Origin of the sequence: Streptomyces asiaticus (assembly GCF_018138715.1) — a bacterium.
Taxonomy (GTDB): Bacteria; Actinomycetota; Actinomycetes; order Streptomycetales; family Streptomycetaceae; genus Streptomyces; species Streptomyces asiaticus.
Genome location: NZ_JAGSHX010000001.1, coordinates 809213 through 833486 on the forward strand (window position 1 = coordinate 809213; position 24274 = coordinate 833486).

24 protein-coding genes are annotated in these 24274 nt (G+C 69.0%); 13 read left to right on the top strand and 11 right to left on the bottom strand.

Annotation, left to right across the window (positions count from 1 at the left end):
- Positions 1-42: 42 nt before the first annotated feature.
- Complete coding sequence (locus KHP12_RS03200; RefSeq protein WP_086879403.1) at positions 43-942, bottom strand: LysR family transcriptional regulator; 900 nt, start codon at positions 940-942, stop codon at positions 43-45.
- A 168-nt stretch (positions 943-1110) separates the two neighbouring features.
- Between KHP12_RS03200 and KHP12_RS03205 the strand changes: the two genes are divergently transcribed.
- Positions 1111-1992, top strand: a complete 882-nt coding sequence (locus KHP12_RS03205) for an EamA family transporter (RefSeq protein ID WP_244202474.1) — start codon at positions 1111-1113, stop codon at positions 1990-1992.
- A gap of 86 nt (positions 1993-2078) precedes the next feature.
- Entirely contained in the window at positions 2079-2552 is a 474-nt protein-coding gene (locus KHP12_RS03210; RefSeq protein WP_211831373.1) for a nuclear transport factor 2 family protein, read from the top strand.
- Positions 2553-2605: 53 nt separating this feature from the next.
- Here the strand turns inward: KHP12_RS03210 and KHP12_RS03215 are convergent, their stop codons facing one another.
- Both KHP12_RS03215 and KHP12_RS03220 read right to left on the bottom strand, forming a co-directional pair.
- Positions 2606-3646: a vWA domain-containing protein gene (locus tag KHP12_RS03215; RefSeq protein ID WP_086879405.1), complete on the bottom strand. Its 1041-nt coding sequence runs from the start codon at positions 3644-3646 to the stop codon at positions 2606-2608.
- Between the two features lie 114 nt (positions 3647-3760).
- Positions 3761-4198: a hypothetical protein gene (locus tag KHP12_RS03220; RefSeq protein WP_143677730.1), complete on the bottom strand. Its 438-nt coding sequence runs from the start codon at positions 4196-4198 to the stop codon at positions 3761-3763.
- Between the two features lie 489 nt (positions 4199-4687).
- On the opposite strand from KHP12_RS03220, the gene KHP12_RS03225 reads away from it, so the two are divergent.
- Positions 4688-5047 (top strand): hypothetical protein, encoded by a 360-nt coding sequence (locus tag KHP12_RS03225; protein WP_211831374.1) that lies wholly within the window; start codon positions 4688-4690, stop codon positions 5045-5047.
- 9 nt (positions 5048-5056) lie between these two features.
- Here KHP12_RS03225 and KHP12_RS03230 read toward each other — a convergent pair whose 3' ends face one another.
- Both KHP12_RS03230 and KHP12_RS03235 read right to left on the bottom strand, forming a co-directional pair.
- Positions 5057-5590, bottom strand: a complete 534-nt coding sequence (locus tag KHP12_RS03230; RefSeq protein ID WP_086879408.1) for an EF-hand domain-containing protein — start codon at positions 5588-5590, stop codon at positions 5057-5059.
- Between the two features lie 401 nt (positions 5591-5991).
- Positions 5992-6528 carry a hypothetical protein gene (locus KHP12_RS03235; RefSeq protein ID WP_308016607.1) on the bottom strand — a complete coding sequence of 179 codons (537 nt, stop codon included), beginning with the start codon at positions 6526-6528 and terminating at the stop codon, positions 5992-5994.
- Positions 6529-7126: 598 nt separating this feature from the next.
- Between KHP12_RS03235 and KHP12_RS03240 the strand changes: the two genes are divergently transcribed.
- Positions 7127-7969: a helix-turn-helix transcriptional regulator gene (locus tag KHP12_RS03240; RefSeq protein WP_211831630.1), complete on the top strand. Its 843-nt coding sequence runs from the start codon at positions 7127-7129 to the stop codon at positions 7967-7969.
- A gap of 20 nt (positions 7970-7989) precedes the next feature.
- On the opposite strand, the gene KHP12_RS03245 is transcribed toward KHP12_RS03240, so the two are convergent.
- The 6 genes from KHP12_RS03245 to KHP12_RS03270 all read right to left on the bottom strand — a co-directional run bounded on the left by KHP12_RS03245 (position 7990) and on the right by KHP12_RS03270 (position 14277).
- Positions 7990-8928: an SDR family oxidoreductase gene (locus KHP12_RS03245; RefSeq protein WP_086879409.1), complete on the bottom strand. Its 939-nt coding sequence runs from the start codon at positions 8926-8928 to the stop codon at positions 7990-7992.
- A 139-nt stretch (positions 8929-9067) separates the two neighbouring features.
- Positions 9068-10426 (bottom strand): ABC transporter substrate-binding protein, encoded by a 1359-nt coding sequence (locus KHP12_RS03250; protein ID WP_086879410.1) that lies wholly within the window; start codon positions 10424-10426, stop codon positions 9068-9070.
- 118 nt (positions 10427-10544) lie between these two features.
- Positions 10545-11843, bottom strand: coding sequence for a sugar ABC transporter permease (locus KHP12_RS03255; RefSeq protein WP_211831375.1), 1299 nt, complete (start codon positions 11841-11843; stop codon positions 10545-10547).
- Positions 11840-12619, bottom strand: a complete 780-nt coding sequence (locus KHP12_RS03260; RefSeq protein WP_208652818.1) for an ATP-binding cassette domain-containing protein — start codon at positions 12617-12619, stop codon at positions 11840-11842. The genes KHP12_RS03255 and KHP12_RS03260 overlap by 4 nt, the downstream gene beginning before the upstream one ends.
- Positions 12620-12667: 48 nt before the next feature.
- Positions 12668-13750: a sugar ABC transporter substrate-binding protein gene (locus KHP12_RS03265; RefSeq protein ID WP_372455156.1), complete on the bottom strand. Its 1083-nt coding sequence runs from the start codon at positions 13748-13750 to the stop codon at positions 12668-12670.
- Positions 13747-14277 carry a hypothetical protein gene (locus KHP12_RS03270; protein ID WP_211831376.1) on the bottom strand — a complete coding sequence of 177 codons (531 nt, stop codon included), beginning with the start codon at positions 14275-14277 and terminating at the stop codon, positions 13747-13749. Before KHP12_RS03270 ends, KHP12_RS03265 begins: the two co-directional genes overlap by 4 nt.
- A 383-nt stretch (positions 14278-14660) precedes the next feature.
- On the opposite strand from KHP12_RS03270, the gene KHP12_RS03275 reads away from it, so the two are divergent.
- From KHP12_RS03275 to KHP12_RS03315, 9 genes are all read left to right on the top strand, one after another.
- Complete coding sequence (locus KHP12_RS03275; protein WP_086879418.1) at positions 14661-15743, top strand: polyamine ABC transporter substrate-binding protein; 1083 nt, start codon at positions 14661-14663, stop codon at positions 15741-15743.
- Positions 15743-16618: an ABC transporter permease gene (locus tag KHP12_RS03280; protein WP_086879413.1), complete on the top strand. Its 876-nt coding sequence runs from the start codon at positions 15743-15745 to the stop codon at positions 16616-16618. Before KHP12_RS03275 ends, KHP12_RS03280 begins: the two co-directional genes overlap by 1 nt.
- Positions 16618-17385: an ABC transporter permease gene (locus tag KHP12_RS03285; RefSeq protein ID WP_211831378.1), complete on the top strand. Its 768-nt coding sequence runs from the start codon at positions 16618-16620 to the stop codon at positions 17383-17385. Before KHP12_RS03280 ends, KHP12_RS03285 begins: the two co-directional genes overlap by 1 nt.
- Positions 17382-18425, top strand: a complete 1044-nt coding sequence (locus tag KHP12_RS03290) for an ABC transporter ATP-binding protein (RefSeq protein WP_086882484.1) — start codon at positions 17382-17384, stop codon at positions 18423-18425. Before KHP12_RS03285 ends, KHP12_RS03290 begins: the two co-directional genes overlap by 4 nt.
- Positions 18422-19720, top strand: coding sequence for a glycosyltransferase (locus tag KHP12_RS03295; protein WP_086882483.1), 1299 nt, complete (start codon positions 18422-18424; stop codon positions 19718-19720). The genes KHP12_RS03290 and KHP12_RS03295 overlap by 4 nt, the downstream gene beginning before the upstream one ends.
- Positions 19721-19870: 150 nt before the next feature.
- Positions 19871-21481 carry an amidase gene (locus KHP12_RS03300; RefSeq protein ID WP_086882482.1) on the top strand — a complete coding sequence of 537 codons (1611 nt, stop codon included), beginning with the start codon at positions 19871-19873 and terminating at the stop codon, positions 21479-21481.
- 97 nt (positions 21482-21578) lie between these two features.
- Positions 21579-22283 carry a VanZ family protein gene (locus KHP12_RS03305; RefSeq protein WP_086882481.1) on the top strand — a complete coding sequence of 235 codons (705 nt, stop codon included), beginning with the start codon at positions 21579-21581 and terminating at the stop codon, positions 22281-22283.
- Between the two features lie 68 nt (positions 22284-22351).
- Complete coding sequence (locus tag KHP12_RS03310) at positions 22352-23071, top strand: response regulator transcription factor (protein ID WP_086882480.1); 720 nt, start codon at positions 22352-22354, stop codon at positions 23069-23071.
- Complete coding sequence (locus tag KHP12_RS03315) at positions 23064-24203, top strand: sensor histidine kinase (RefSeq protein WP_086882479.1); 1140 nt, start codon at positions 23064-23066, stop codon at positions 24201-24203. Before KHP12_RS03310 ends, KHP12_RS03315 begins: the two co-directional genes overlap by 8 nt.
- The last annotated feature ends 71 nt before the right edge of the window (positions 24204-24274 follow it).

A 24274-nucleotide genomic window follows, 5' to 3' on the forward strand; every position in this document is an offset into this window, starting at 1 on the left:
CGGTAGCCGGTGCGGCGATCGAGACGATGTGTTCCGCCGAGACTATGCGCTCCGCGCTGATTGCCGAATGATCAGGTCGGTCAGCAGGGCCAGCGGGGGCCAGCTGTCGCGACCCCGGCGGGCGACGGCGAAGGCGCGCAGGACAACGTCCGGCGCGGTGAGCGGCACCAGCTGGACACCGGGCAACGTGGAGGTGCCCATCGGCAGCAGCCCTACGCCCATCCCTGCCGCGATCATGCCCTGTACGAGGTCGAGGCTGTCCGCCTGGTGCGTGAGGTGGGGGGTGAAACCGGCCATGGAGGCGAGTGTCCGGATGACGGTCTCGTCACCGGGGTTGCGCGAGTTGCCGATCCAGTCCGCCGTGCGGAACCGGCGGAAGACCTCAGGGGCGCCCGGTACTGAGGGACGGGCGGCGTGGTCAGGAACGCCCAGACCCCAGGGAGCGGTCCACAGGGGGGTGATCACGACCGCGGGGTCCGGCTCGGCCGGTGCCAGGTTGTAGTCGTAGGTGAGCGCGAGGTCGGCCTCGTCGTTCGCCAGCAACTGGAGGGCTTCGGTGGGCTCGTGCTCACGGACCAGGATGCTGAGCTGAGGATGGCTCGTCGACAAGTTGCCGATGATGGGCAGCAGTTGGGCTCGGATGGCCGTGGCGAAGCCTGCCACGCGCACCGTGCCGGTCGGCGGGGCGTCGGGGCTCAAGTCCCGCTGTGCGGCCTCGACCGCCGCAAGGATCGTCACGGCGTGTTCCGCCAGTCGGCGGCCCGCCGGTGTGAGCCTGACCCTGCGTCCATGCGGCTCGATCAGTGCCGTGCCCATTTCCTGAGCCAAGGCGGCGACCTGCTGGGAAACGGTCGAGGTGGTCGTGCCGGTGGCCTCGGCCACGGCGCGCATCGAGCCTCGCCGGGCCAGCTCGGCCAGCATCTGGAGGCGACGTGTTTCCATCCCTCTATTGTCCATGAATCCCGAACGAATCATTCGGGATCGACACGTGGACGTGAACGGTGTCGAGGCTCTCTACTGGAGCCCATGAACGCTCCCGAACCGCCCGAGACTCCTCCTTCCCGTCGCTCGCGCCATGCCGGCGCCGGTGCCCTCATGGCTGCCACCGCGATGTGTACCGTGCAGCTCGGATCGGCTCTGACGGTTCCGTTGTTCGGACAGCTCGGCGCGCTGGGAACCGCGGGGCTGCGCCTGGGCTGGGCGGGGCTGATTCTGCTGGTCGCCATCCGCCCCCGGCCTCGTGATTTCAGCTCACGGGATCTTCTCGCCTGCATGCTGCTCGGTCTCGTGACCGCCGGAATGATGGTCTTCTTCATGCAGGCGATCGCCCGTCTCCCGTTGGGAACCGCGAGCGCGCTGGAATTCCTGGGACCGCTCACGGTCTCCCTCTTCGGGCCGAGGAAGGGACGCCTGATCTGGGCGGCCGCGGCGGCGACGGGCGTCGTGCTGCTGACCGAACCCTGGCACGGCGGCGCCGACCTTCTGGGGGTGGGGAGCGCGCTGCTCGCCGCGGGATGCTGGGCCGCGTACATTCTGCTGACCCAACGGGTCGGTGATCGCGTCACCGGCCTGAAAGGACTGGCCGTCTCCATGCCGGTCGCCGCGGTGGTGGGGCTGGCCATCGCCGCCCCGGACCTCGCCGACCGCATCACGTGGTCACCGCTGTGGACCATGCTGGCTCTGGCGGTGCTCAGCCCCGTCATCCCCTTCGCCCTCGAGTTTCTCGCCCTGCGCCATCTGACCACGTCCGCGTTCGGCACGCTGATGAGCCTCGAGCCCGCCATCGCCCTCATGGTCGGTCTGCTCGTTCTCGGCCAGCGCCCCGGGACGGCCGCGACACTCGGTCTGGTTCTCGTGGTCGTGGCCAGCGTCGGCGCCACCCGCGCCGGTGTCCGTCCCCCGGCACCCTCCAAAGAGGCGCCGGCTTCCCGGCATGAGCCCGGCCGGGAGTCCGTACGACGCGATCAGGTGTCATCGAACGTGGCAAGCTAACGTGTCGCAACCGGTCGATTGCGGTCCGGTCCTGTTGTCGCCTGGGGCAGCACGCTGAAGATCTCCCGCTTCGCTTGGAGGAGACCATGTCCACATCCATCGGCACGCCCGCCGATCCGACGTTGAGCTATCGAGCCATCGAGAACTTGATCGCACGTTACGCCGAACTCGTGGACGACGGCGATTTCGCGGGACTCGGCACGCTGCTCGCTGACGCCACCTTCACGGGCAGCGGCGAGCCGGTCAGCGGGCGCGAAGCGATCGAGGAGATGTTCAAGGAGACTCTGATCGTCTACGCCGACGGCACGCCGCGAACCCACCACGCCACCACCAATGTCGCCATCGAGGTCGATGAACAAGCGAACACGGCGGTCTCGCGCTCGTACGTCACCGTGTTCCAGGCACTGCCCGACCTGCCCCTGCAACCCATCGCCGCGGGTCGGTACCACGACCGCTTCGAGCGCCGTGACGGGCAGTGGCGCTTCGCGGAGCGACGGGTCCGCATCAACCTGATCGGCGATGTGAGTCGCCATGCGCACCAGGCTGCCGCACGGCGGTAGCGGTTGCCGGGGGAGGAGGCCCCGCCCGTCGGACCGGCGGGGCCTCCACGGCCTCAGATCATGAGCAGCAGCCGCGTGTGCGGTGTCAGCTTCCGATTCACGCTGGTGCTCTGCACGAATATCGTGAAGTCGTCGTTGTGATCCGGCTTGACGCGAACTTCCGTGTCCGGCAGGCCCAGCAGGGATCGGGCCTCCGGCCCCGTGTACACCCGGTCCGTCTTCTTCTCCAGCACCGCTATCTGCTTCCGCGCCTGGATTTTCTCCGACTTGCTCAGCTGATAGAACGCACAACCGGTACGGAAGGTGTGCCCGCATTCGATGACCCATTCCCGGATCGCCGCTTCGCGGGCCACCGGAATCAGCTGGTATTTCGACGGGTCCACCGGGGTGAGGCCGGCTGCCTTGATGGTGTCCTTGTTGACCGCCTCCGCACCCGTGGAGAACACCGCCCGCGATCCCCGGATGCCCTGGGCCCGGCCCACCATAAAGTTCTCGGTGGCCTGCTGGATAACCTGCCCCGCCTCCTCCAGGCCCTGAGTGCTCGTGGCGTCCCAGATGGCGATGTTGTCCTTCGGGAAGCCGCACTGCATGGCCTCGCGCTTGCCCATCTGGTCCGGCACAAGGACGGCCAGCGTCCAGTTGTCCTCTTGTGTCTCCATCAACTCGGCCACGGCCCGCACCAGTTCACGTGGGCTTTTGGTGAGGGCATCGGGGCAGCGGTGACTCGCGTTCTCCTGGCCGTCCGTCAGCACGAACGTCAGGAAGCTGTGGTCGCCGTACAGTTGGGCGGTCTGCGCCAGCTCCCGCTGCGACTTCAGTGTGGCCGCCAGCAGAGCCGTCATTCCGCCGACCCGGTAAAGCTGCTTCAGGGACGGCATCCGCAGCACGTCCTTGTCGTAGATGACGCACTCCACCTTGTCGGCGAAGACGTACACCGTAACGCGGGTTTCCTGGTCCAGCTCCTTCGATCGGCGGGCCAGATACGCAATCTGCTGGTCGGCGACTTCGACGACCTTTCCGCGCAGGTGTGACATGGACGAACTGGCGTCCAGCACAAGAGCAACGTGATTGATGTAGTTCTGGTCTCCGGACATGCCGCGCCCCCTCTTTTTCCTTCTCGATGCTCCTACCTTCTCACCCACCACTGACAATCGATCTTGGACTGCGATGCGTGGGAGCCGGTGCCCGTGCAGGCGAGTGACGCGGCGTCAGGAGGAGAAGCGCACATAGTCGAAGCGTGCGGTCACCGGCTGTTTGACGGTCACCGGTGTGTAGAGCCGGGTCACACCGACGTTGTCCGCCTCGCCGGCGCCGCGGGTCGAGGCGACACCGCCGCGGCGCCAGCCCTTCGGTACGTCCACCGTCAGCTCGGCCAGCGGCATGTCGAGCATGGCCGAGCTGACCTGTACGTGCGCCGCCCCGTCGCGCATCTCGGCCGTGAGCGAGTGCCAGGTACGCGGATCGGTGTTCGCGTGCAGGCGAGCGGTCCGCTTCCGCACCACCTTCCGGTCCCGGGTGACCTCGACGGAGAGGGTGCCGGTGGAATCCAGCCAGGCCACGGCGTGGTCGGACCGGCCCGCGGACGCCAGGACAAGACCGACCCGGCCGTCGTCGTCGCGCAGCCGGACGTCGGCCTCGATCCTCACATCGCCGTCCGGGGCCCGCCGCGGCAGCAGCAGCTGCGGGACCGTGGCCCGGGACCGGCCGCGGGCGTAGCGTCCCGAGTCGGGATCCGACTCCGTGGTCCAGGAGCCGTGTCCGAGGATGTCGAAGTCGGCCGGCCGTCGTCGAAGGTGCTCCCCGAGCCCCAGTCGCCCGCGGGTGCGGTCTGCCGATCCTCGCTGGTCCAGGCGCCCGCGCGCACGGTCGGCCAGCCGTCGATCCAGTCGAGCCGGTCCATCATGGTCGGCCGTCCGCCCCAGTTCGGATCGCTCTCGTGGCGGTCGAATCCAGCCGCTCCCGCTCCGGGTGACGGTCACATGCCGCGCACAGCTCACCAAGCCCCTTCCGCCACGACGGGAGTCCGGCCCGCGGGCGGACCGGACCCCGAGTTTCGACAGCGCCGATCCATGGCCTAGGGTGCAACGCCGCGCCCTGGCGCGTATCTTTCCGGCCTACCATCACAGGGATCTCTCATGCGTTTGGCAACCACACTCCTCCTGATCGGCGCCCTGTTCGCAGTGGCGCCCGCCACGGCCCAGGCGGCGTCGGCGCGTGACTCCGTCTCGTACGTCGCGCTGTCGTCGAAGCGAGGCGGTGGCAGCGGCGGCGGTGGTGGCGTCAGCAAGGGCGGCGGTGGTGTGAGCAAGAGCGGTGGCTACAAGAAGAAGTCGAGGAGCGGCGGCTACTCCTCGGGCGGCAACGACGGCGGTTCGTCCACCGGTAAGAAGATGCCCCTGTGGCAGGCGATCCTGTTTCTGCTGGTTCTGGGGTGCCTCGTTGTCTGGGGTGTCGTCAAGCTCGTGCGCAAGTTCCGGAAGCTGGTCAGCGACTGACGGTACTCGTCAGATCGCCGGGCCCGGGACCAGGAGGTCGCCCGGGATGCCCGCCTTGTCCGGGGCGTAGTAGTCCTTGATCCCGGCGACCCAGACGGCCACCTGGATCCGGTCCAGGTCTGAGGGGCCGAAGGCGTCGAAAAGTGCGTCGATGTTCGCGCGCTTGAAGCCGATCGCCGTCATCAACGCGACGAACGCGGGGCGTTCGATGAGTCCATCGCCGTCCGGGTCGCCGAGCGCGGCGAGCGCCTCGGCGAACACGCCGATCGTCGAGTCGAAGCGCTCGGGCGAGAGCACGCAGGCTTCGAACTCTTCGTCACTGATCTTGCCGTCGCGGTTGGCGTCCAGTTCCGTGGCCAGGGTCGTCCAGTACTCGCGGAACGCCGCACGCATCGCGTCCTTCGCCGCCTCGTCCGCGTCGGGCGCGGCCTCGATGACGTTGTTCGCCATGAGGTCGAAGTCATCGGCTTCCAGGACGCCGTTGCCGTTGGCGTCGAAGAGGGAGAAGACGTGTGCGACCCGGTTGGTGGCCTCCGTGCGCATGAATGTTGTCACCCTTCTTCGATCCGTGGGCTGCCGTGTTTGGGCCCGACCGGAAGTTCGTGTCCGGTTGTCTTGCTCACTATTTGGCCGACGGCTTGCTCATGCGGCGGGTATTCCTCTTTATTCACTCGAAAGGCGGACTGGTCGGCGTCGTCCCTTGCCGCTTGAATCGGGTGCGACGTCGCCGCATTGCGGCAGCCGCTGTGCGTTCCGACGGAGGCTCTTCCACCTCATGGTCGATGTAGCGGTCGTACGGGGCGCTGAAGACCCGGCCGGCGGTGGCCAGGTCGGCGGCGCGGCCGCGGGCGTAGGAGACGGCGGGTCCCCGCGCCGGGCACCGTGGTAGGGGCGGCTGCTGGCGCAGAGCAGGGAGCCTCGTCGAACGTGCCCCGCACCGTCTCTCAGTGGCCGTAGGGCGGCTCGAAACAGCCGCTCTCCATGAATGGCCCGTTGGTCTTGACCTCGAAGTTGGTCTTCTGCACGAACGCCGTGACGCAGGCGTCGTCATGGACGCGAAGGCCTATCAGGGCGCCTTCGGGGGTGAGGTTGTGGTCGATCTCGTAGCGTGGATGCATCTTCCGTACGGTAAGCGTCCCGCCGAGGCGTTCTCCCTTCGGCCCGGTCCGCTCCTCCTCGTACCCCAGTTCACGTAGTGCCGCGCGCACGCTCTTGGGGTCCCACTTCTTCTGCCCCCATAGTCGCTTGAGCACGGGCTCGATGCGGTCGGCTTCCTTCTGAGCGTCCTTGGCACTGGCGGCGGACATCTCGCCGGAGCGACGGTAGGCATTGTTGTCGCCGTGGTGCGGGGCACCGTCGACGATCCCGGGCTCCACGTAAGGAGAAGCGACAGGGGAACTGGAGCTGGAACTCGGGGATGTGGTCGAGGAACTGGCCGCCACGTCCGTGCCGCGCTGCTCACCGCAGGCGGTCAGAGACACGACAGTACCCAGGAAGAGGGCGGTCGCAATGAAGTGTCTGCACGCCCCTGGCGTTAAGGTCTGCGTGCGCATGACTCTGCCATGGCGTGGACGGCTGCGCTGGGATCCGGCGCTGCTTCGCGGGCGCGCACGCCCTTCGGTCGAATGCCTGCCGACGAAGGGCCACAGCTGTCCTGGCCTGCCCGACTGCCTCAAGGCCGCGCGGCCGCTACCGCCGCCCGTGTCACCGCCGCCGTGGCGTCGAGGGATGCGCCTCCAGGCGAGCTCGCCCTCCTCAACGACCACGCGAAGGCCGACTGGCGCCGGACGATCGCAAGCACCGAGGTTCCTGTCCCGTTCACCGCGGGTGCCGGGAGCGAACTCTGGCCGCCACGCATGCGGCCGCGGCGGCCGCCCTCGCGCCGCTCGGCTCATCCGCTGTTCTCGCCAGGGACGGCCACGCGGCCACCATCGAACAAGGACACCAGCAGGGAATGACTGCGGACGGCGCCGCGGCCGCATCAACACGAGAAGGGGGGATCGACAATCCGTGGATGCCGAGATCTGTGGACGGTAGAAATGATGCCTCGAAGGAGGCACGCAGGTGAAAGAGGTGCGCATAGTGATCGACCGGACGGGTCTGGCGGAGTTCCTCCGGCGCCGCCGGGAGTCGCTGCAACCCGAAGACGTCGGCCTCCCGCGTGGACGACGCCGCCGCACCCATGGGCTACGGCGGGAGGAAGTGGCGTTCCTCTGCCACATGTCGACCGACTACTACGCGCGGCTGGAACGGGAGCGCGGTCCCCAGCCGTCCGAGCAGATGATCGCCTCCATCGCGCAGGGACTCCATCTCTCCCTCGATGAGCGCGATCACCTGTTCCGGCTCGCCGGACACACTCCACCCACACGGGGCGCGGACAGCGAGCACATCAGCCCCGGCCTGCTGCGCATCCTCGACCGTCTGCACGACACTCCCGCGGAGATCGTCACCGAGCTCGGCGAGACTCTGCGGCAGACCCCGCCGGCCGTCGCGCTCACCGGCGATCTGACGGTCTTCAGCGGCCCGGCCCGCAGCCTCGGCTACCGATGGTTCACCAACCCCGCCACGCGACAGCTTTACGCCCCCGACGACCATGCGTTCCTCACCCGTATGTTCGTCTCGGGCCTGCGCGGGGTGGCCACGCTGCGGGGCCCTGGTTCCCGCGCGGCCCACTACGTCGAGCTGCTACTCGCTCAAAGCGAAGAGTTCCGACAGGTGTGGAACGACCACGAGGTCGGTATCCGCCCCGACGAGGTGAAGCACTTCGTCCACCCCGAGGTCGGCGCATTGGAGCTGAACTGCCAGACGCTCCTCGACCCCGACCAGTCGCATATTCTCATCGTCTACACCGCCATTCCCGGCAGCGAGAGCTACGAAAGGCTCCAGTTGCTGTCCGTCATAGGACCGCAGGCGCTTCGCTGAGAGATCCGTTCTCTGGGAGGTCAGGCGGGGAATCGCACGCCGACCAGCCGCTCGGAAGCCTCCCAGAGCCTGCGGGCGTCGTCCATGTCGCGCAGCGGAGCCCACAGCTCCTGCTGTGCGGGAGCGTCGCCGAGGTTGCCGCGTCCCTTGGGGCCGTAGAACTGGCTGCCCCGCGAGTCCGGGCCGGTCGCGGCCGGCAGCGCGGGGAGGGCGGCGGTGTCGGCGGTGCCTACGAGGACGCCCATGCGGGACAACGCGCGGATCAGGCGGACTGAGCCGGTGTCCTTCTGCCGTCCCATGCCCGGCTGTGCGGACAGCAGGTTTGTGGGGGATATGCCGGGGTGGGAGAGGTTGCTGGTGATGCCCCACCCCGCCGCGGCGCTGCGCGCGTCGAGCTCGCGGGCGAACAGACCGACGGCGATCTTCGACTGGCTGTAGGCCTTTCGCACGTCGTAGCGGCGCTCCCAGTTCAGGTCGGCCCAGTTGATCGCGCCGCGTCGGGCGGCAATGCTCGTCTGGTGTGTGACCCGGGCCTCGCCCTCGCGCAGCAGTGGCAGCAGCCCCAGGGTGAGGGCGAAGTGGCCGAGGTGGTTGGTGCCGAACTGTAGCTCGAATCCGTCCCTGGTGACCTGCCGGCTGGGAGGGGTCATCACGCCGGCGTTGTTGATGAGGATGTCGATCGGGCGGCCCTCGCTCATAAGCTGGTCCGAGAGGGCGGCCACCGAGTCGAGTGAGGCCAGGTCGAGAGCCCGGGTGGAGATCTTCGCACCCGGGACGAGGCCGCGGATGAGGTCGGTGGCCTTCTCGCCCTTGGCCGGGTTGCGGACCGGCATGATCACCTCCGCACCCGCTTCGACGAGGCGTGGGACGATGGCGAACCCGATCCCGTCGCTCGCACCGGTGATGACGGCGAGCTTTCCGGACAGGTCGGGGATGGCGATGTCGATGTTCCGAGGCATGGGTGGTCCATCTCGTTCTGCGGCGAATCGGCCGCGGGCCGGCGTGTGAGTCCATGCTCGAACCCCGCCGTCTGCGGATTCAGGGCCCGGCCATCCGCTGATCGCCGATCCGCCCCTCGGCAGCGTCGGTGTGCGCCGGTCAGTGGGTGCGGTACTTCGCGGCCGCCGCTTGCGCGAGCTTCTGGGAGCGTTTCAGGGCCGCGTCCACCGATTGCTTTCCGGCGATGGCCGAGCTGATGTACTGGGAGACCTCGGTGCCGAGGGTGGCGAATTCGGGGATGCCGACAAACGTGATACCCGTGTAGGGGCGCGGGCTGACGCCCGGGCTCTTCGGATCGTCGGAGTTCTTCACCGCTGCGTATTCCTGCCGGTACCAGGCGGCGGCGGCCTTCTGGTAGGCGGGGTTGGCATAGAGTGACTTCCGGGTTCCGGCGGGGGCCAGGGTCCAGCCGAGCGTATCGCCGACCTGCTTCTGATACTCCTTGGAGGAGGCCCAGGAGATAAACTTCCAGGCGGCCTTCTGCTTCTTGCTGGCTTTATGAATACCCCATGCCCAGGTCCACAGCCAGCCGGCCTTCTTGGTCCTTTCGTGCGGCGCCGGGACGTAGCCGACCTTTCCCTTGACGGTCGAGCCGTCGGCCTCGACCGTCTGGGCGGTCGAAGTGGCGTCGTACATCATGGCGCAGTTGCCCTGCACAAATTGGTCGAGGATTTCCAGCACACCGCTGTGCGCGGCGTTGGTCTCACCGTATTTGCGGACCAGATTGACGTAGAAGCGAATCGCTCTCTTGAACTCCGGCGCGGTGAGCTGGGCGTTCCACTTCATGTCGTACCAGGTGCCGCCGAAGGTGTTGACGACGGTGTTGATGGGGGCGAGGTTCTGGCCCCAGCCGGGCAGACCGCGCAGACAGATGCCTTTCGCGCCGTTCGAGCCGTCGACCTTGGCCGCGAGTGAGGCGACCTGCGTCCAGGTGGGGTTTCGCGGCATGGTCAGCCCGGCCTTGCGGAACAGGTCCTTGCGGTACATCAGGAAGGACCCCTCGCCGTAGAAGGGCTCGGCATAGATCTTCCCGTCCGTGCCGCTCAGGGCGGCGGTCAGATTGGGGAAGATGTCGCTCTGGTCGAATGACGGGTCCGCCTTCGCGTGTTGGTCCAACGGGGCGAGCCAGTGGTTCTTCGAGTAGATCGGCACTTCGTAGGCGCTGACGCTCGCGACGTCATATCGTCCGGACTGGCTGGAGAATTCCTTGTTCATCTGCGCCCGCGCCTCATTCTCCGGCAGCAGGGTGTAATTGACCGTTACGCCGGTCTCCGCGGTGAAGTGCTTCCTCGTGAGCTTCTTCAGGTTCTCCATTTGGGGGACATTGACGGTGAGCACGTTGATGCTCTCGGATCCACCGGAGGATCGCGGCCCCACGCCGTCGCAGCCGGAAAGGACCAGGCTCGCGGCAACCGCGATGCTCACAGCCACATGGATGACGGGGATGCGCTTCTTCATTGGACTCCGATGGGCGCGGCGGGCCCGTCCGTCGGCTCCCTCAGGGGAAATATCCCAATTGCCTGACTATGGCAACTTGTCGGAAGCATAGCCACATCATGCCGGGCATGGCCAATCGTCATGCCCGGTCGCGCGTCCCCTGGGAACGCCGGGCGAGCGAGTCGGTGGCCACGGCGGCGAGCAGCACGGCACCGATGATCATGAATTGAACGGAGTCCTCCACTCCCAGAAATGCCATCCCCGAGGCGAGGGACTGGATGACCAGCACCCCCAGCAGCGCTGACCATGGCGAGCCCCGCCCGCCGAACAGGCTGGTGCAGCCGATGACAGCCGCGGCGACGGCGTTGATCAGCAGCATGCCGGAGCCCGCCGCACGGGACGTCGTAGGGCTCGCCGAGGTGAGCCCTGAGGCCACGAACAGGCCGCCGATGGCGGCCAGTGTCCCCGACACGATGAACATCGAGATCCGCAGCCGCACGATGTTGACGCCGGCGCGGCGGGCCGCCTCGGCGCCGCTGCCCACCGCGAAGATCTTGCGCCCATAGCAGGTGCGGCGCAGGACATAGTCCGAGCCGACGAGGACGACCAGGAAGATCAGGAGGGCGAGCGGCAGGCCCTGGAACTGATTGACCACATACGCGGCGGTGAACCCGACCCCCGCCAGGACGCCCGTCCGTACCAAGATCTCGCCCAGCGGCCGGTACGGGATCCCGGCCGCCCTGCGGCGCTTGGCGCTCCGGTAGGAGGCCAGGAAGTACGCGGCGGAGCCGAGCGCCGCCAGACTGTACGCGGCGCTGGTGGCACTGAAGTAGTAGCTGGTCAGCGCGGCGACCAGGCCGCCCTCGTCGATGTCGATGGTGCCGCCGGTGCCCAGCAGGTGGAGGGTCAGGCCGTTCCAGGCCAGCAGTCCCGCGAGGGTGACGACGAACGCCGGTATGCCGACTTTGGCGAAGAAGAACCCGTGGACGGCTCCCACCGCCATGCCCGAGGCCACCGCCACGATGACGGCGAGCCATTCCGGCATGCCGAGGCTGACATTGAGCACGGCGAACGTGGCTCCCGCGAGCCCGCTGACCGAGCCGACCGACAAGTCGATCTCGCCGATCAGCAGCACGAAGACGATGCCCACGGCGACCAGGCCGGTCCCCACGATGTCCACGCTGATGTTGGACAGGTTACGGGGGGAGAGGAAGTTTCCGTTGAGGCCGTAGAAGACGAGCCAGAGCGCGACCAGGCCGAGGGTGACCAGGATCGGACCGCGCTCACCGCTGTGCAGTCTGCTCCAGGCCGCGTCGGCGTATTCCCTGGCGTTCCGCCCTCGCGCCACCAGGCTCCGGCCGCCGGTGGTGGACACGGTCGCGATGCCGCTGCCCGCCCGGCCGGGGCGTGCCTGTGGGATTGTCTCCCTCCTGCTCATGGCTGTACCTCCTGTGCGCTCGGCATGCGGTGGGCGACGAGGTCGTCCGCCGCGCCGGTGATGGCGCAAACGATCTGTTCCTGGGATGTGGTGTTCACCTCGAACAGCCCGTTGTTCCGGCCGAGGCGCAGTACGGCGACACGGTCCGCCACGGCCTTGATGTCTCCCATGTTGTGGCTGATGAGGAGGATCCCGAGGCCGCGGTCGCGCAGCTCCTCGACGAGGTCGAGGAGCCGGCTGGTCTGCTCCATGCCCAGGGCGGCGGTGGGCTCGTCCAGGAGGAGGACCTTGGGCGCGCCGAGAAGCGAGCGGCTGATCGCCACGGCCTGCCGCTGGCCTGCGGACAGGGAGGAGACGGGCAACCGCGCATCGGGAATGCGGACGGTCAGGGTGCGCATGAGCTCGCGGGCACGGCGTTCCATCTCCACCTCGTCGAGGACGCCGAGCTTGTGGATTTCGCGGCCGAGGAAGAGATTGCCGACGATGTCGAGGCTGTCGCACATGGCGAGGTCCTGGTAAACAGCCGTGATGCCCAGTTCCTGGGCGTCGTAGGGCCGCTTGATCTCGACGGCCCGGCCCTTCCACTCGATGACGCCGGTGTCGGCGGGGCCGACGCCGGCGATCACTTTGGCGAGGGTGGTCTTGCCGGCGCCGTTGTCACCCACGAGGGCGACGACCTCACCGGCCCGGATCTCCAGCTCGACATCCGTGAGCGCCTGGACGCCGCCGAATCGCTTGCAGACGCCGCGCAGCGCCAGCAGGGGCGCGACCGGCATGGGGGCCACCTCCTTTCCAAGAGTCCCGTCCGAGCGGAAGACGGAGCCTCAGCGGGTGAGTCCGGCCTTGCCACAGGCGTGCCGGAGCTCAGGGGTACAGATCTTGTCGATGGTGTAGACACCGTCCTTGACGAGCGTCTGCTTGATGTTGTCGGCCGTGACGGCGACCGGAGCCAGAAGGGCGGCCGGGATGTCTTTGGTGGTAGGGCTGTCGACCGTCGTCCTGGCGATGCCTTCGAGCTTCTGGCCGCCCCTCAGCGCGACTGCCATCGCCGCGGCGGCGTCCGCCTCGGCCCTGAAGGGCTTGTAGACGGTCATGTACTGATCGCCCTTGACGACGCGCCGTACGGCGCTGAGGTCGGCATCCTGACCGGTGACGGGTGGCAGCGGTGAGATGCGTGCGGCCTTGAGCGCGGAGACGACACCGGCGGCGATGCTGTCGTTGGCCGCCAGGACGCCGTCGATCCGGCCGGGGCCCAGGGCGGCGATGGCGGAGGCCATGTTCTCGTGGGCCGTGGACTTCCGGTAGTCGGGAACGTCGTATGACCTGGCGATCTTCACCTTTCCTCTGATGACGGAGAGCGTTCCCCTCGTGAACCAGCCCGCGTTGGGGCTGACCGGATCGCCGTTCATCATGACGATCTGACTGCGGCCCGCCTTGCTGCCCAGGGCATCGAGGAGCGCCTTGCCCTGGAGCTTGCCGACCGTCGCGCCGTTGAAGGTGGCGTAGCCCGAGACCGGGCCCTCGGCGAGCCGGTCATAGGCGACGACCGGGATACCCGCCTCGTGTGCCGCGGCGACCGAGGAGCGGAGCGCCTTGACGTCGACGGCGTCGAGGATCAGGGCCCCGACCCCTTTGGTGATCATGGAGTCCATCTGGCGCTGCTGGCTCGTCACATCGTCCCCGGCGTTGGCGTACGTCAGATGGCACTCCGCGCACAGCGCCTTCACCCTCTTCTCGATCAAGGGCCGGTCGAACTGCTCGTAGCGGGGGACTTCGCGGCTCGGCAGCAGCAGGCCGATGGTGTAGCTGTCCCCGCTGGGCTCGCCGTCGTTACCGCAGCCGGTCAGAGCCACGGCCATGAATCCCGCGGTCACGGCGGCGAAGGTGCTCCACACACGGGCCTTCACGTCACCGGCCCCCCTTTCCCCGCCAGACCTGGCTCGAGCATGGAACCCGCAGGCCACAGGCGCGTACGGCCTTCCCGTACCGGGGACCGAAGGGTGGGCAGGGCGCCGATCGGTGTCTCAGGGCTCGCGGACCGCTGTTCCGGGTGCCACGGCTCCGGCCAGGCGTCGGTGTGCGGCGGTTCGAGCACGGCGGCGAGTGCGGTGGTCAGCCCCTGGACCCAGGAGACCTCCGCATCGGCGAGGGGAGAGCGACCGGACGCCGGGCAGCGCTTCGGCACCCCGTACCGGGCAGGGGTGTCCGGCCCGGCGGTCTCGATCAGCCGGAGGACGTCGTCCTCGTCGCCCAGCGCGCAGCGGGCCGCCGGCGCCGCTCCGGCGAACACCAGGAACCGCTCCCTCGAGGCGGGCTCCGGCACATCCCTTGAGGCGGGCTCTGGCGCGATGGATCCCTGGTCGGTGCTCTTCGGCGCGGCCTGGTGGGCCCACAGCTTCCGGACCTCCACCTGGGTCCCGTCGTCATTGGGCATGTCCGCTGTCTGTCTCCCCTCCCTGCCGCGGATACGGGCAAGTGGAGGTCGTCGGGAGGCGGGCGGCGACGGGGAGCGGGAACACAACCCGGCGGTATCGGACCGCGCCGCCAAGGAGTGGCAGGTCACTTACTCCACAAATGGTACATGTGGTGTGAAATGCGCCACGCATGCCGGACCCTGCGGCGGCTCTGCCTACGAGGTGAGAACGAGGCCGGGCGAATAGGCCATCTTGCCCAGTGCATGCCAATGATGCGAAACTCCGGACATCGATGCCTGCCCGTGAGCCGTTCGGCGAACCGGGCGCGACCCACGCTCAGCCGGCTGATCTCGACAGCAAGGGGAGTGGCGTGTTAGGCGCACTGAGGTTCAGGCACGTGTCCATGGCGGCGACGGCGGCCGTCCTGGCGCTCCTTCTCCCCGCATGCGGCGGCGACGGCCAACCGGGCGGAAGCGGCCCCGCCGCCTCCGCGTCGCTCGACCCCGAGGCGGACTTACGCAAGCAGCGGCTCACCGTCTCGAACTGGGACGGCTATATGCCGAAGGACCTTCCCGCCCGGTTCACGTCGGCCGTCGGCACGCCCATGACCGTCGCCAAGCACAGCACCAACGAGGAGATCGTCGCCAAACTGACCGCCTCCGCCGACAGCGGCATCGACGTGGCGTTCGTATCGGGCCAGTACGCGCAGGCGCTCGCGGCGCAGGGGCTGCTCGAACCCATCCACCACGATCTGGTCCCGCACCTGAAGAACCTGGACCCGCTCGCCGCCCGGCTCGCCCATGACAAGGGCAACGTCTACTCCGTCCCGTACACCTGGGGCACCACCGGGCTCTGCTACCGCAAGGACCTCGTCGGCTACACCCCCGACAGCTGGAACGACCTGCTGAAGCCGCGCGCCGCGGTCAAGGGCAGGGCCACCATGCTGAAGACCGAACGCTGGCTCTTCCTCCCCGCGCAGAAGGCGCTCGGCTACTCGGTGAACACCACCGACGAGCAACAGCTCGCGCAGGTCAAGGAGTTGCTGCTCACCGCGAAGGACGGGCTCCTCGCGTACGACGACACCACGTTCGGCGACCGGCTGAAGTCCGGGGAGGCCGTGCTGGCGGAGGCCTGGGACGGGTGGTGCCCGACCGACGACAAGAGGATCGGCTTCGTCGTCCCCAAGGAGGGCAGCGACCTCTGGACCGACACGATGGTCATCCTCAAGTCGTCGAAGAACAAAGAGGCGGCGCACGCCTTCATCGACTACGTCCTCGACGCGAAGACGCACTCCTGGGTCGCCTCGAACATCTTCTACAAGGTCCCCAACACCGCCGCCATGGCCGAACTCGACCCGGCCCTGGTGAAGAGCCACCCCGTGCTCGCCATGACCCCCGAGCAACTGCTCAAGGGTGAGTCCGTCGTCGACCTCGGGGACGCCGCGACGGCGTACACCCGGATCGTCACGGAAGTCACCGCGGGCTGATGGCCGGGCGGGGGAGGGCGGCCGGAGGACCACCGTCGCGAGCCCGTCTCGTCCTGCTCGGCCCGGGCCTGTCCTATCTGGCCGTCCTGCTCCTGCTGCCGCTGGCCCTGCTGATCGGTTACACGGCCTTCCGGCGGGGCCGCTTCGGCGGGATCGCGTACGAGGACGGAAGCACCGGCGAGAACTTCGCGCGGCTCACCGACCCCCTCTACGCCGGTGTCCTCACCGACTCGCTGCGCATCGCCGCCGTCACCACCCTGCTCGCGCTTCTCCTCGGCTACCCGACCGCGTACGCGATCAGCCGTCTGCCCGGCAGATGGCGCACGGTCGCCCTGGTCCTGGTCGTGCTCCCGTTCTGGACCAACTTCCTGATCCGCACCTACGCCTGGATCGTGCTGCTGTCCAGCCGAGGTGTGGTCAACTCGGCCCTCACCGGCATCGGGGTGATCGACCGGCCGCTGAAACTCCTCTACACGGAACCCGCCGTCGTCCTCGGACTGCTCTACGCCTATCTCCCGCTGATGGTGCTGCCGCTGTACTCGGCGATCGAGCGGGTCGACCCCCGGCTGCTCGAAGCCTCGGCCGATCTGGGCGCCCGCCCGGCCCGCACGTTGTGGAGCGTGACCCTCCCGCACACCCTGCCCGGCGTGCTGACCGGCTGCGTCTTCGTCTTCGTGCCGAGCCTCGGCAACTTCGTCGTCCCCGAACTGCTGGGCGGCGGGCACACGGTCATGGTCGGCAATCTGATCAGAGACCAGTTCCTCACCGCACGGGACTGGCCGTTCGGCTCGGTGCTCGCCCTCGCCCTCATGGCGTTCCTGGTCCTGCTGCTCATGGCGCAGGCCTGGGCCGGGCGCCGGCTGGGCGGCCGCTGATGCGCCGGGCGACGTTCCTCCCGCTGTGGCTGACGTACGCGTTCCTCTACACGCCCGTCGTGGTGCTCGTGGTGATGTCCTTCAACCGCTCGGACAGCCCTTACGAGTGGTCCGGGTTCAGCACCGCCTGGTACGGCACGCTGGCCGGCGACGACGAGGTCCTGCGGGGCCTGGTCAACACGCTGATCGTGGCCGCGGGCGCGACCGCCCTGTCCACCGTCCTCGGCACACTGCTCGCCGTGGGGCTCGCCCGCCACGCGAGCCGGTCGCGGCTGCTGCCCGCCCTGTCGGTGGTGCCCGCCGTCCTGCCGGACATCGTGCTCGCGATCGGCCTGCTCGCCTTCTACTCGCTCGTCTCGGCCACCCTCGGCCTGCACTCGGTGCTGCTCGCCCACACCGTCTTCGGCCTCGCCTTCGTCACGGCCGTCGTACGCACCCGGATCGCCCATGTCGACCCCTCCCTGGAGGAGGCATCGCGCGACCTCGGCGCGGGCGAGGTCACCACGTTCCTCCGCATCACCCTGCCGACCCTCGCCCCCGGCATCGTGGCGGGCGCGCTGCTGACGTTCACCCTCTCGCTCGACGAGTTCGTCATCGCCTTCTTCACCGCGGGGCCGAAGGACCCCACCCTGCCGATCGTCATCTACTCGATGATCAGGTTCGGCGTGACCCCGGAGATCAACGCGCTCGCCACCCTGCTGCTCGCGGTCAGCTTCACCGTGGTGATCGCCGCCCAGCGCGTCAGCCGGCTGACGGAGGCGCTGTGATCCGTATCCATGCCGTCACCCGGCGGTTCGGCGAGGTCACCGCCCTGGACGGGGTGAGCCTGGAGATCGGGGAGGGCGAGTTCTTCGCCCTGCTCGGACCGAGCGGCTGCGGGAAGACGACCCTGCTGCGCGTCCTCGCCGGATTCGAGGCCCCGGACAGCGGCACGGTCACCCTGGACGGCCTGGATCTGCTGGGCGTGCCCGCGCACCGGCGGCCGGTCAACCTCATGTTCCAGTCGTACGCGCTGTTCCCGCACATGAACGTGGAGAAGAACATCGGGTACGGGCTGGCGCGGGAAGGGCTCGCCCGGGCGGAGATCGGCGAACGGGTCGCGGCCGTACTCGCCACCGTCGGACTGACCGCGCAGGCCCGCAGACGGCCGCACCAGCTCTCCGGCGGGCAGCGGCAGCGGGTCGCCCTCGCCCGTGCCATCGTCAAGCGGCCCCGTGTGCTGCTGCTCGACGAGCCGCTGTCGGCGCTCGACAAACAGGTCCGCGCCGAGATGCAGCTGGAGCTCAAGCGCCTCCAGCACGAGGTGGGCGTCACCTTCCTCGTCGTCACCCACGACCAGGAGGAGGCCATGTCGCTCGCCGACCGGATCGCCGTCCTGGACGCCGGGCGCGTCCAGCAGGTCGCCACCCCCGTCGAGCTCTACCGGCACCCCCGGGGCCGGTTCGTCGCGGGCTTCGTCGGCGCCAACAACCTCTTCTCCGGACGGCTGCTGCCCTCCGGCGGACTCGACGTACCCGGCGTCGGCGTCCTGCCCGCCCCGGCAGGTGACGCGGCGGGGCTGGTCGGCGTACGTCCGGAGAACATCCGGCTCGCCGCCCAGGGCGCGGACGCCTACCTGCACGGCGAAGTGCTGGACATCAGTTACCTCGGCGGCTCCTCGAGGATCGCGGTCACGGTCCCCGGTCTGGACCGGCCGGTCCTGCTGACCGTTCCGGGCCCGGCCACGGTGACCTCCGGGGCCCGCGTCGCGCTGTCGTGGGACCCGGAGAGCGCGGTACTGATCGAGACGACGGGAGACACCCCTTGAGCGGACCCCTGACCATCCTCTTCGCGCCGGAGAGCGCGTACGGCCCGACCAACAACTGCGTCGGCATCGGTGACGTACTGCGCCGGCGGGGCCACCGCGTGGTGTTCGCGGCGGAGGCGTCCTGGAAGGGCAGGCTCGCCCCGCTCGGCTTCGAGGAGGACCTGGTCGACCTGGCCCCGCCGCCCGAAACACCCCAGGAGGCGGGCCAGTTCTGGAAGGACTTCGTACGGGAGACCGCCCCCGAATTCCAAAAGCCCACGATCGAACAGCTGGGCACGTGGGTCAGACCGGTCTGGGAGGAACTGGTCGCCGGCGCCCGGTACTGCGAACCCCAGCTCAAGAGAATCGTGGACCGGGTCCGGCCGGATGTGATCGTCGAGGACAACGTCGTCTGCTTCCCCGCGCTGACCACGGCCGACGCGCCCTTCGTGCGGATCGTCTCCTGCAACCCGCTGGAGGTGAAGGGCGAACACGTTCCCCCGCCCTTCTCCGGGTACCCGGCCGGTGACCGCGCGGGCTGGGCCGCGTTCCGCGCCGAGTACGACCGCACGCACCGCGAGCTCTGGGACGAGTTCAACGCCTGGGTCGTGGACCAGGGCGCGAGGCCGCTGCCCGACCTGGAGTTCATCCACGACGGCGAGCTGAACCTGTACGTCTGCCCGGAGATCGCCGACTACGCCGAAGCTCGCCCGCTGGGCCCTGCCTGGCACCGGCTGGACTCCTCGGTGCGCGAGACCGACGAGGAGTTCACCCTGCCGCCGGAGCTGGCCGAACGGCCCGAGGGCAGCGCGCTGATCTACTTCAGCCTGGGCTCCCTCGGCTCCGCCGACGTCGGCCTCATGCGCCGGATCATCGCCTCCCTGGCGCGCACCCCGCACCGCTGCATCGTCTCCAAGGGGCCGCTGCACGACCAGATCGAGCTGCCTCCCACCATGTGGGGCGCGGAGTTCCTCCCGCAGACGTGGATCCTCCCGCTCGTCGACCTCGTCATCACCCATGGCGGCAACAACACGACCACCGAGAGCTTCCACTTCGGCAAGCCCATGATCGTGCTCCCGCTGTTCTGGGACCAGTACGACAACGCACAGCGGGTCGCCGAACTCGGCTACGGTCTCCGCCTCGACCCGTACCGCTTCACCGACGCCCAACTGCACGGCGCGCTGGCGGAGTTGCTCGGCGACACCCGCCTGCGGCACCGGCTCGCGGAAGCCTCCACGACCATCCGGGCCCGCGACGGGCTGCGCACCGCCGCCGACCTCATCGAGCGGCACGGCCACGAAAGGCGGGGAAGATGAAGCTGCCCTTACGGCTCGGCCTCACCGGTACCGCCTGAGAGCGGTCCCGGTCTCCGGCGTTCCCCCGGTGCGGCAGGGGGATATCACCAGTGAAGAGCCGGGGGACAGTCGGAGCGCGGTACATCGGTGGCACCTCTAGCGTGCCGGACTATGACCACCCCGTACCGAATTGACCGGATCAACGCCACGCGCCGGAGCATGCTCGCGCTCGGCACCGCCGCGGCGGCCACGCCCTTGCTTGGCGCGGCCCCCGCCCAGGCCAGCCCTGGCACCGGAACCCTGGACGAACTGGGCATCACCGAGCTTCGCGAGCGGATGGACGCAGGGCGGCTCGACGCGGAACGGCTGACCCGCTACTACCTGGACCGGATCGAACGTATCGATCCGCTCCTGCACGCGGTGATCGAGGTCAATCCCGACGCGCTGCGGGAGGCCCGGCGACTGGACGCCGGGCAGCATCCCCGTGGGCCGCTCCACGGCATGCCCATTCTGCTGAAGGACCTGGTGGAAACCGCGGACCGCATGCACACAACGGCCGGATCACTCGCCCTGGAGGGCCTCCGGCCGGCAAGGGACGCCACGGTCGCGGCCAGGTTGCGCGCGGCCGGTGCCGTCATCCTCGGCAAGACCAACCTGAGCGAGTGGGCCGGTGGGATGTCGCTCACCCACCACGCCGGCTGGAGCGCCCGCGGTGGGCAGACCCGGAACCCCTACAAGCTGGACCGGTCCCCGAACGAGTCCAGCTCCGGTACGGCGGCCGCCGCCGCGGCCAACCTGTGTGTCGCCGGGATCGGTACCGAGACCAACGGTTCGATCATCGACCCCGCCTCGGCGAACTGCGTCGTCGGGGTGAAGCCGACCGTTGGCCTGGTCGGGCGCGGCGGAGTGATCCCCGGCGTGCCCAGCCAGGACAGTGTCGGCCCGATCGCGCGCACGGTCCGCGACGCCGCGATCATGCTGGGCGTCCTCGTCGGCATCGACGACCGTGATCCGGCGACCGAGGCGGGTCGTGGCCACTTCCCTCGTGACTACACCCGTTTCCTGGACGCCGACGGACTGCGTGGTGCGCGGATCGGCGTACCGCGAACCGTGTACTTCGGCTACAGCGACCACGCCGACGAGATCGCGGAGCGGGCGATCGCCACGCTGCGCGCCGCCGGCGCGACCGTGGTCGACCCGGCCGACATCCCGACGGCCGAGCAGCTGGAGGACCTCCCCAGCTCGAAGATCGTTCAGGTGTACGAGATCAAGCGGGCGCTGAACGCCTATCTGGACGGCGCCCCCGGCGACCACCCGCGCGGTCTGGCGGAGCTGATCGCGTTCAATCGCGCACACGCCGACCGCGAACTCCGCTATGTGCGGCAGGACGGTCTGGAGGCCGTGCACCGGCTGGACTTCACCGAGAGCGAGTACCGCGAGGCGCTGGCCACCAACCACCGGCTGTCGCGTGCCGAAGGCATCGACGCGGTGCTACGGCGCTTCCGCCTCGATGCGCTGGTGATGCCGACCACCGGACCGCCGGCCAAGATCGACCTGGTCCGCGGGGACAGCTACGGCGGCGGCGCGTCCACGCCCGCCGCACTCGCCGGATACCCCGCGATCAGCGTCCCGGCGGGTTTCGCCTCCGGCCTGCCGGTCGGCCTGACGTTCATGGGCACGGCGTGGAGCGAGCCGACCCTGCTCCGCCTGGCCTACGCCTACGAGCAGGTCGGCCGGGTCCGCAGAGCGCCGACATACCGCCCCGCCGACGTGGGCTTCTGACCCGGCCCGCGAGGTGCGGCGCTTCTGATTGCGTGTATCGCGGGCGTATCGAAAACCGCATACGCCACCGCAACGGCCCTCCGTCTCCCATGGGGGCATGAACCAGAACGCATCCCTGTCCGCACCGCCCCGCCGCACGCGCACGATCGCGCTCCTCGGCCTGGCGGTCCTCGTCATGGCGAGCGCCGTGTTCGTCGTGCGGCGGCCGCTCATGATGGCCGCTCCGATGTGCGTGGCCGGGCGGTGGCACGGCTGTTTCGACACCTTCAACGGCGTGGTGCTCATGACGTTGGTCGCGCTGCCGCCGGCCGCGCTCGTGGTGTGGGCTCTGGCGCGCCGTCGCCGTGCCGCCGGCGTCGCGTCGGCGTGGCGGATGTCGCTGGCCGAGGTGGGTTTGGTCCACGGGACGGTGCCGTTCCTGTGGATGACCCTGATGCCGGGTGCCGGGGTCGGCACCGTCCCGCCGCGGGTGAGCCTGGTACCGCTGCGGGACCTGGTCACGATGGGGCCGTTCGGGATCGCCGGCAACCTGCTGGTCTTTGCGGCGCTGGGGTTCTTCGCCCCGATGCGGTTCGCGGCGCTGGCGTCCGTGCCGCGGATCCTGGCGCTCGGGGCGGGCTGCTCGGCCCTGGTCGAAACCGCACAGTACGTCCTGCGGCTGGACCGGGTGTCGTCCGTGGACGACGTCCTGGTCAACGCCGCCGGCGCCGTGCTGGCCGCGCTGGCGTCGCGCCGCTGGTGGCGCACTACGGCCGAAGCGCCGTCGGACCAGCCCCGCCCCGCGCCGGCACCGGCAGGCTGAGTCGCGTGTCCGGTGGGCGCACGTCTTTGCATACGTCGGCGATATGTGGTGCTGCTTAGGCTTCGGACATGCGCGTGCTGATCGTGGAGGACGAGCCCTACCTGGCCGAAGCCGTCCGGGACGGTCTGCGGCTGGAGGCGATCGCCGCCGACATCGCCGGCGACGGCGACTCCGCCCTGGAACTGCTCAGTATCCACTCCTACGACCTCGCGGTCCTCGACCGCGACATCCCCGGCCCTTCCGGGGACGAGATCGCCCGGCGCATCGTCGCTTCCGGCAGTGGCATCCCGATCCTCATGCTCACCGCCGCCGACCGGATCGACGACAAGGCTTCCGGGTTCGAGCTCGGCGCCGACGACTACCTCACCAAACCGTTCGAGCTGCGGGAGCTCGTCATGCGGCTGCGGGCGCTCGACCGCAGACGCGCGTACGCCCGGCCCCCGGTCCGCGAGATCGCGGGCCTGCGTCTTGACCCCTTCCGCCGGGAGGTCTTCCGCGACGGACGCTACGTCGCGCTCACCCGCAAGCAGTTCGCCGTGCTCGAAGTCCTCGTCGCCGCCGAAGGCGGTGTCGTCAGTGCCGAAGAGCTGCTGGAGCGGGCCTGGGACAACAACGCCGATCCCTTCACCAACGCCGTCCGCATCACCGTCTCCGCACTGCGCAAACGACTCGGCGAACCATGGCTCATCGCCACGGTGCCCGGCGTCGGCTACCGGATCGACACCGGCATGGACACCGGCATGGACACCGGCATGGACACCACCCACCCCGGCGGCACTCATGAATAGACGCCCAGGGCTCAGCGCCCGAATGAAGCTCACCATCAGCTACGCCGGCTTCCTCCTCCTCGCCGGCGCTCTCCTGCTGGCCGTGATGTGGGTATTCGTGCTGCGCTGGCTACCGGACGGCGACCCCGGATCCATCCAGAGGAGGTTCGGCGCCGTGATCATCACCGGCCCCAACCGCGCCGACCTCCTGCGTGGCTTCGCCCCCGCCGTGGCCACGGCACTGGCCTTCCTCCTCGTGTTCGGCCTCCTGGGAGGATGGATCCTCGCCGGCCGGATGCTCGCACCCCTCACACGGATCGCATACGCGGCACGGACGGCCGCGAACGGCTCGCTGGCCCACCGGATCCGCATGAAGGGCCGCCGGGACGAATTCCGCGAACTCGCCGACGCGTTCGACACCATGCTCGAACAACTCGAGTCCCAGGTCGCCGAGCAGCGGAGGTTCGCCGCGAACGCCTCCCACGAACTGCGCACCCCGCTGGCAATCTCCCGTACACTCCTCGACGCCGCCCGCAACGACCCCGCGCGGGACCAGGGCGAACTCATCGAACGCCTCCACACGGTCAACACGCGGGCGATCAACCTCACCGAGGCCCTCCTGCTGCTCAGCCGCGCCGACCGCGGGAGCTTCACCCGCGAGCCCGTGGACCTCTCCCTCATAGCCGAAGAAGCCGCCGAAACGCTGCTTCCCCTCGCCGAAAAGCGCCAGATCACGCTCGACGTCACCGGCGAGACGACGCGGACCGTCGGCTCCGCGGCGCTCATCCTGCGGATGGTGACGAACCTCGTCCAGAACGCCATCGTCCACAACCTCCCCGTGGGCGGCACCGTAACGGTCCACACCGAACGGCGGCACGACGCGAGCGTGCTGCGGGTCGAGAACACGGGCCATCCGCTCCCATCGGAGCTGGTACCGGCCCTCACCGAACCCTTCCAGCGCGTAACAGAACGCATACGCACCGACGAGCACGCCGGCGTCGGCCTCGGGCTGGCCATCGTGCACAGCGTCGTCCGAGCACACGACGGCACCCTCGACCTCACACCCCGTCCCACCGGCGGCCTCCTCGTCACGGTTCGGCTGCCCGGCACGCCGCGGGCACCGTCCCCGAGCGGGGGCCCGGTGGATCGTTGACCGGACGCGGGCACCACTCGTCCTGCTGCTGTGCTTCTCTTCACACTCTCCTCGCCTCCAGTAATTTATTA

What these genes read in the sequence shown, in the direction of transcription:
- KHP12_RS03200 (WP_086879403.1), bottom strand. Translation starts at nt 942, where the DNA reads ATGGAAACACGTCGCCTCCAGATGCTGGCCGAGCTGGCCCGGCGAGGC.
- KHP12_RS03205 (WP_244202474.1), top strand. Translation starts at nt 1,111, where the DNA reads ATGTGTACCGTGCAGCTCGGATCGGCTCTGACGGTTCCGTTGTTCGGA.
- KHP12_RS03210 (WP_211831373.1), top strand. Translation starts at nt 2,079, where the DNA reads ATGTCCACATCCATCGGCACGCCCGCCGATCCGACGTTGAGCTATCGA.
- KHP12_RS03215 (WP_086879405.1), bottom strand. Translation starts at nt 3,646, where the DNA reads ATGTCCGGAGACCAGAACTACATCAATCACGTTGCTCTTGTGCTGGAC.
- KHP12_RS03225 (WP_211831374.1), top strand. Translation starts at nt 4,688, where the DNA reads ATGCGTTTGGCAACCACACTCCTCCTGATCGGCGCCCTGTTCGCAGTG.
- KHP12_RS03230 (WP_086879408.1), bottom strand. Translation starts at nt 5,590, where the DNA reads ATGCGCACGGAGGCCACCAACCGGGTCGCACACGTCTTCTCCCTCTTC.
- KHP12_RS03245 (WP_086879409.1), bottom strand. Translation starts at nt 8,928, where the DNA reads ATGCCTCGGAACATCGACATCGCCATCCCCGACCTGTCCGGAAAGCTC.
- KHP12_RS03250 (WP_086879410.1), bottom strand. Translation starts at nt 10,426, where the DNA reads ATGAAGAAGCGCATCCCCGTCATCCATGTGGCTGTGAGCATCGCGGTT.
- KHP12_RS03255 (WP_211831375.1), bottom strand. Translation starts at nt 11,843, where the DNA reads ATGAGCAGGAGGGAGACAATCCCACAGGCACGCCCCGGCCGGGCGGGC.
- KHP12_RS03260 (WP_208652818.1), bottom strand. Translation starts at nt 12,619, where the DNA reads ATGCCGGTCGCGCCCCTGCTGGCGCTGCGCGGCGTCTGCAAGCGATTC.
- KHP12_RS03270 (WP_211831376.1), bottom strand. Translation starts at nt 14,277, where the DNA reads ATGCCCAATGACGACGGGACCCAGGTGGAGGTCCGGAAGCTGTGGGCC.
- KHP12_RS03275 (WP_086879418.1), top strand. Translation starts at nt 14,661, where the DNA reads ATGGCGGCGACGGCGGCCGTCCTGGCGCTCCTTCTCCCCGCATGCGGC.
- KHP12_RS03280 (WP_086879413.1), top strand. Translation starts at nt 15,743, where the DNA reads ATGGCCGGGCGGGGGAGGGCGGCCGGAGGACCACCGTCGCGAGCCCGT.
- KHP12_RS03285 (WP_211831378.1), top strand. Translation starts at nt 16,618, where the DNA reads ATGCGCCGGGCGACGTTCCTCCCGCTGTGGCTGACGTACGCGTTCCTC.
- KHP12_RS03300 (WP_086882482.1), top strand. Translation starts at nt 19,871, where the DNA reads ATGACCACCCCGTACCGAATTGACCGGATCAACGCCACGCGCCGGAGC.
- KHP12_RS03305 (WP_086882481.1), top strand. Translation starts at nt 21,579, where the DNA reads ATGAACCAGAACGCATCCCTGTCCGCACCGCCCCGCCGCACGCGCACG.
- KHP12_RS03310 (WP_086882480.1), top strand. Translation starts at nt 22,352, where the DNA reads ATGCGCGTGCTGATCGTGGAGGACGAGCCCTACCTGGCCGAAGCCGTC.
- KHP12_RS03315 (WP_086882479.1), top strand. Translation starts at nt 23,064, where the DNA reads ATGAATAGACGCCCAGGGCTCAGCGCCCGAATGAAGCTCACCATCAGC.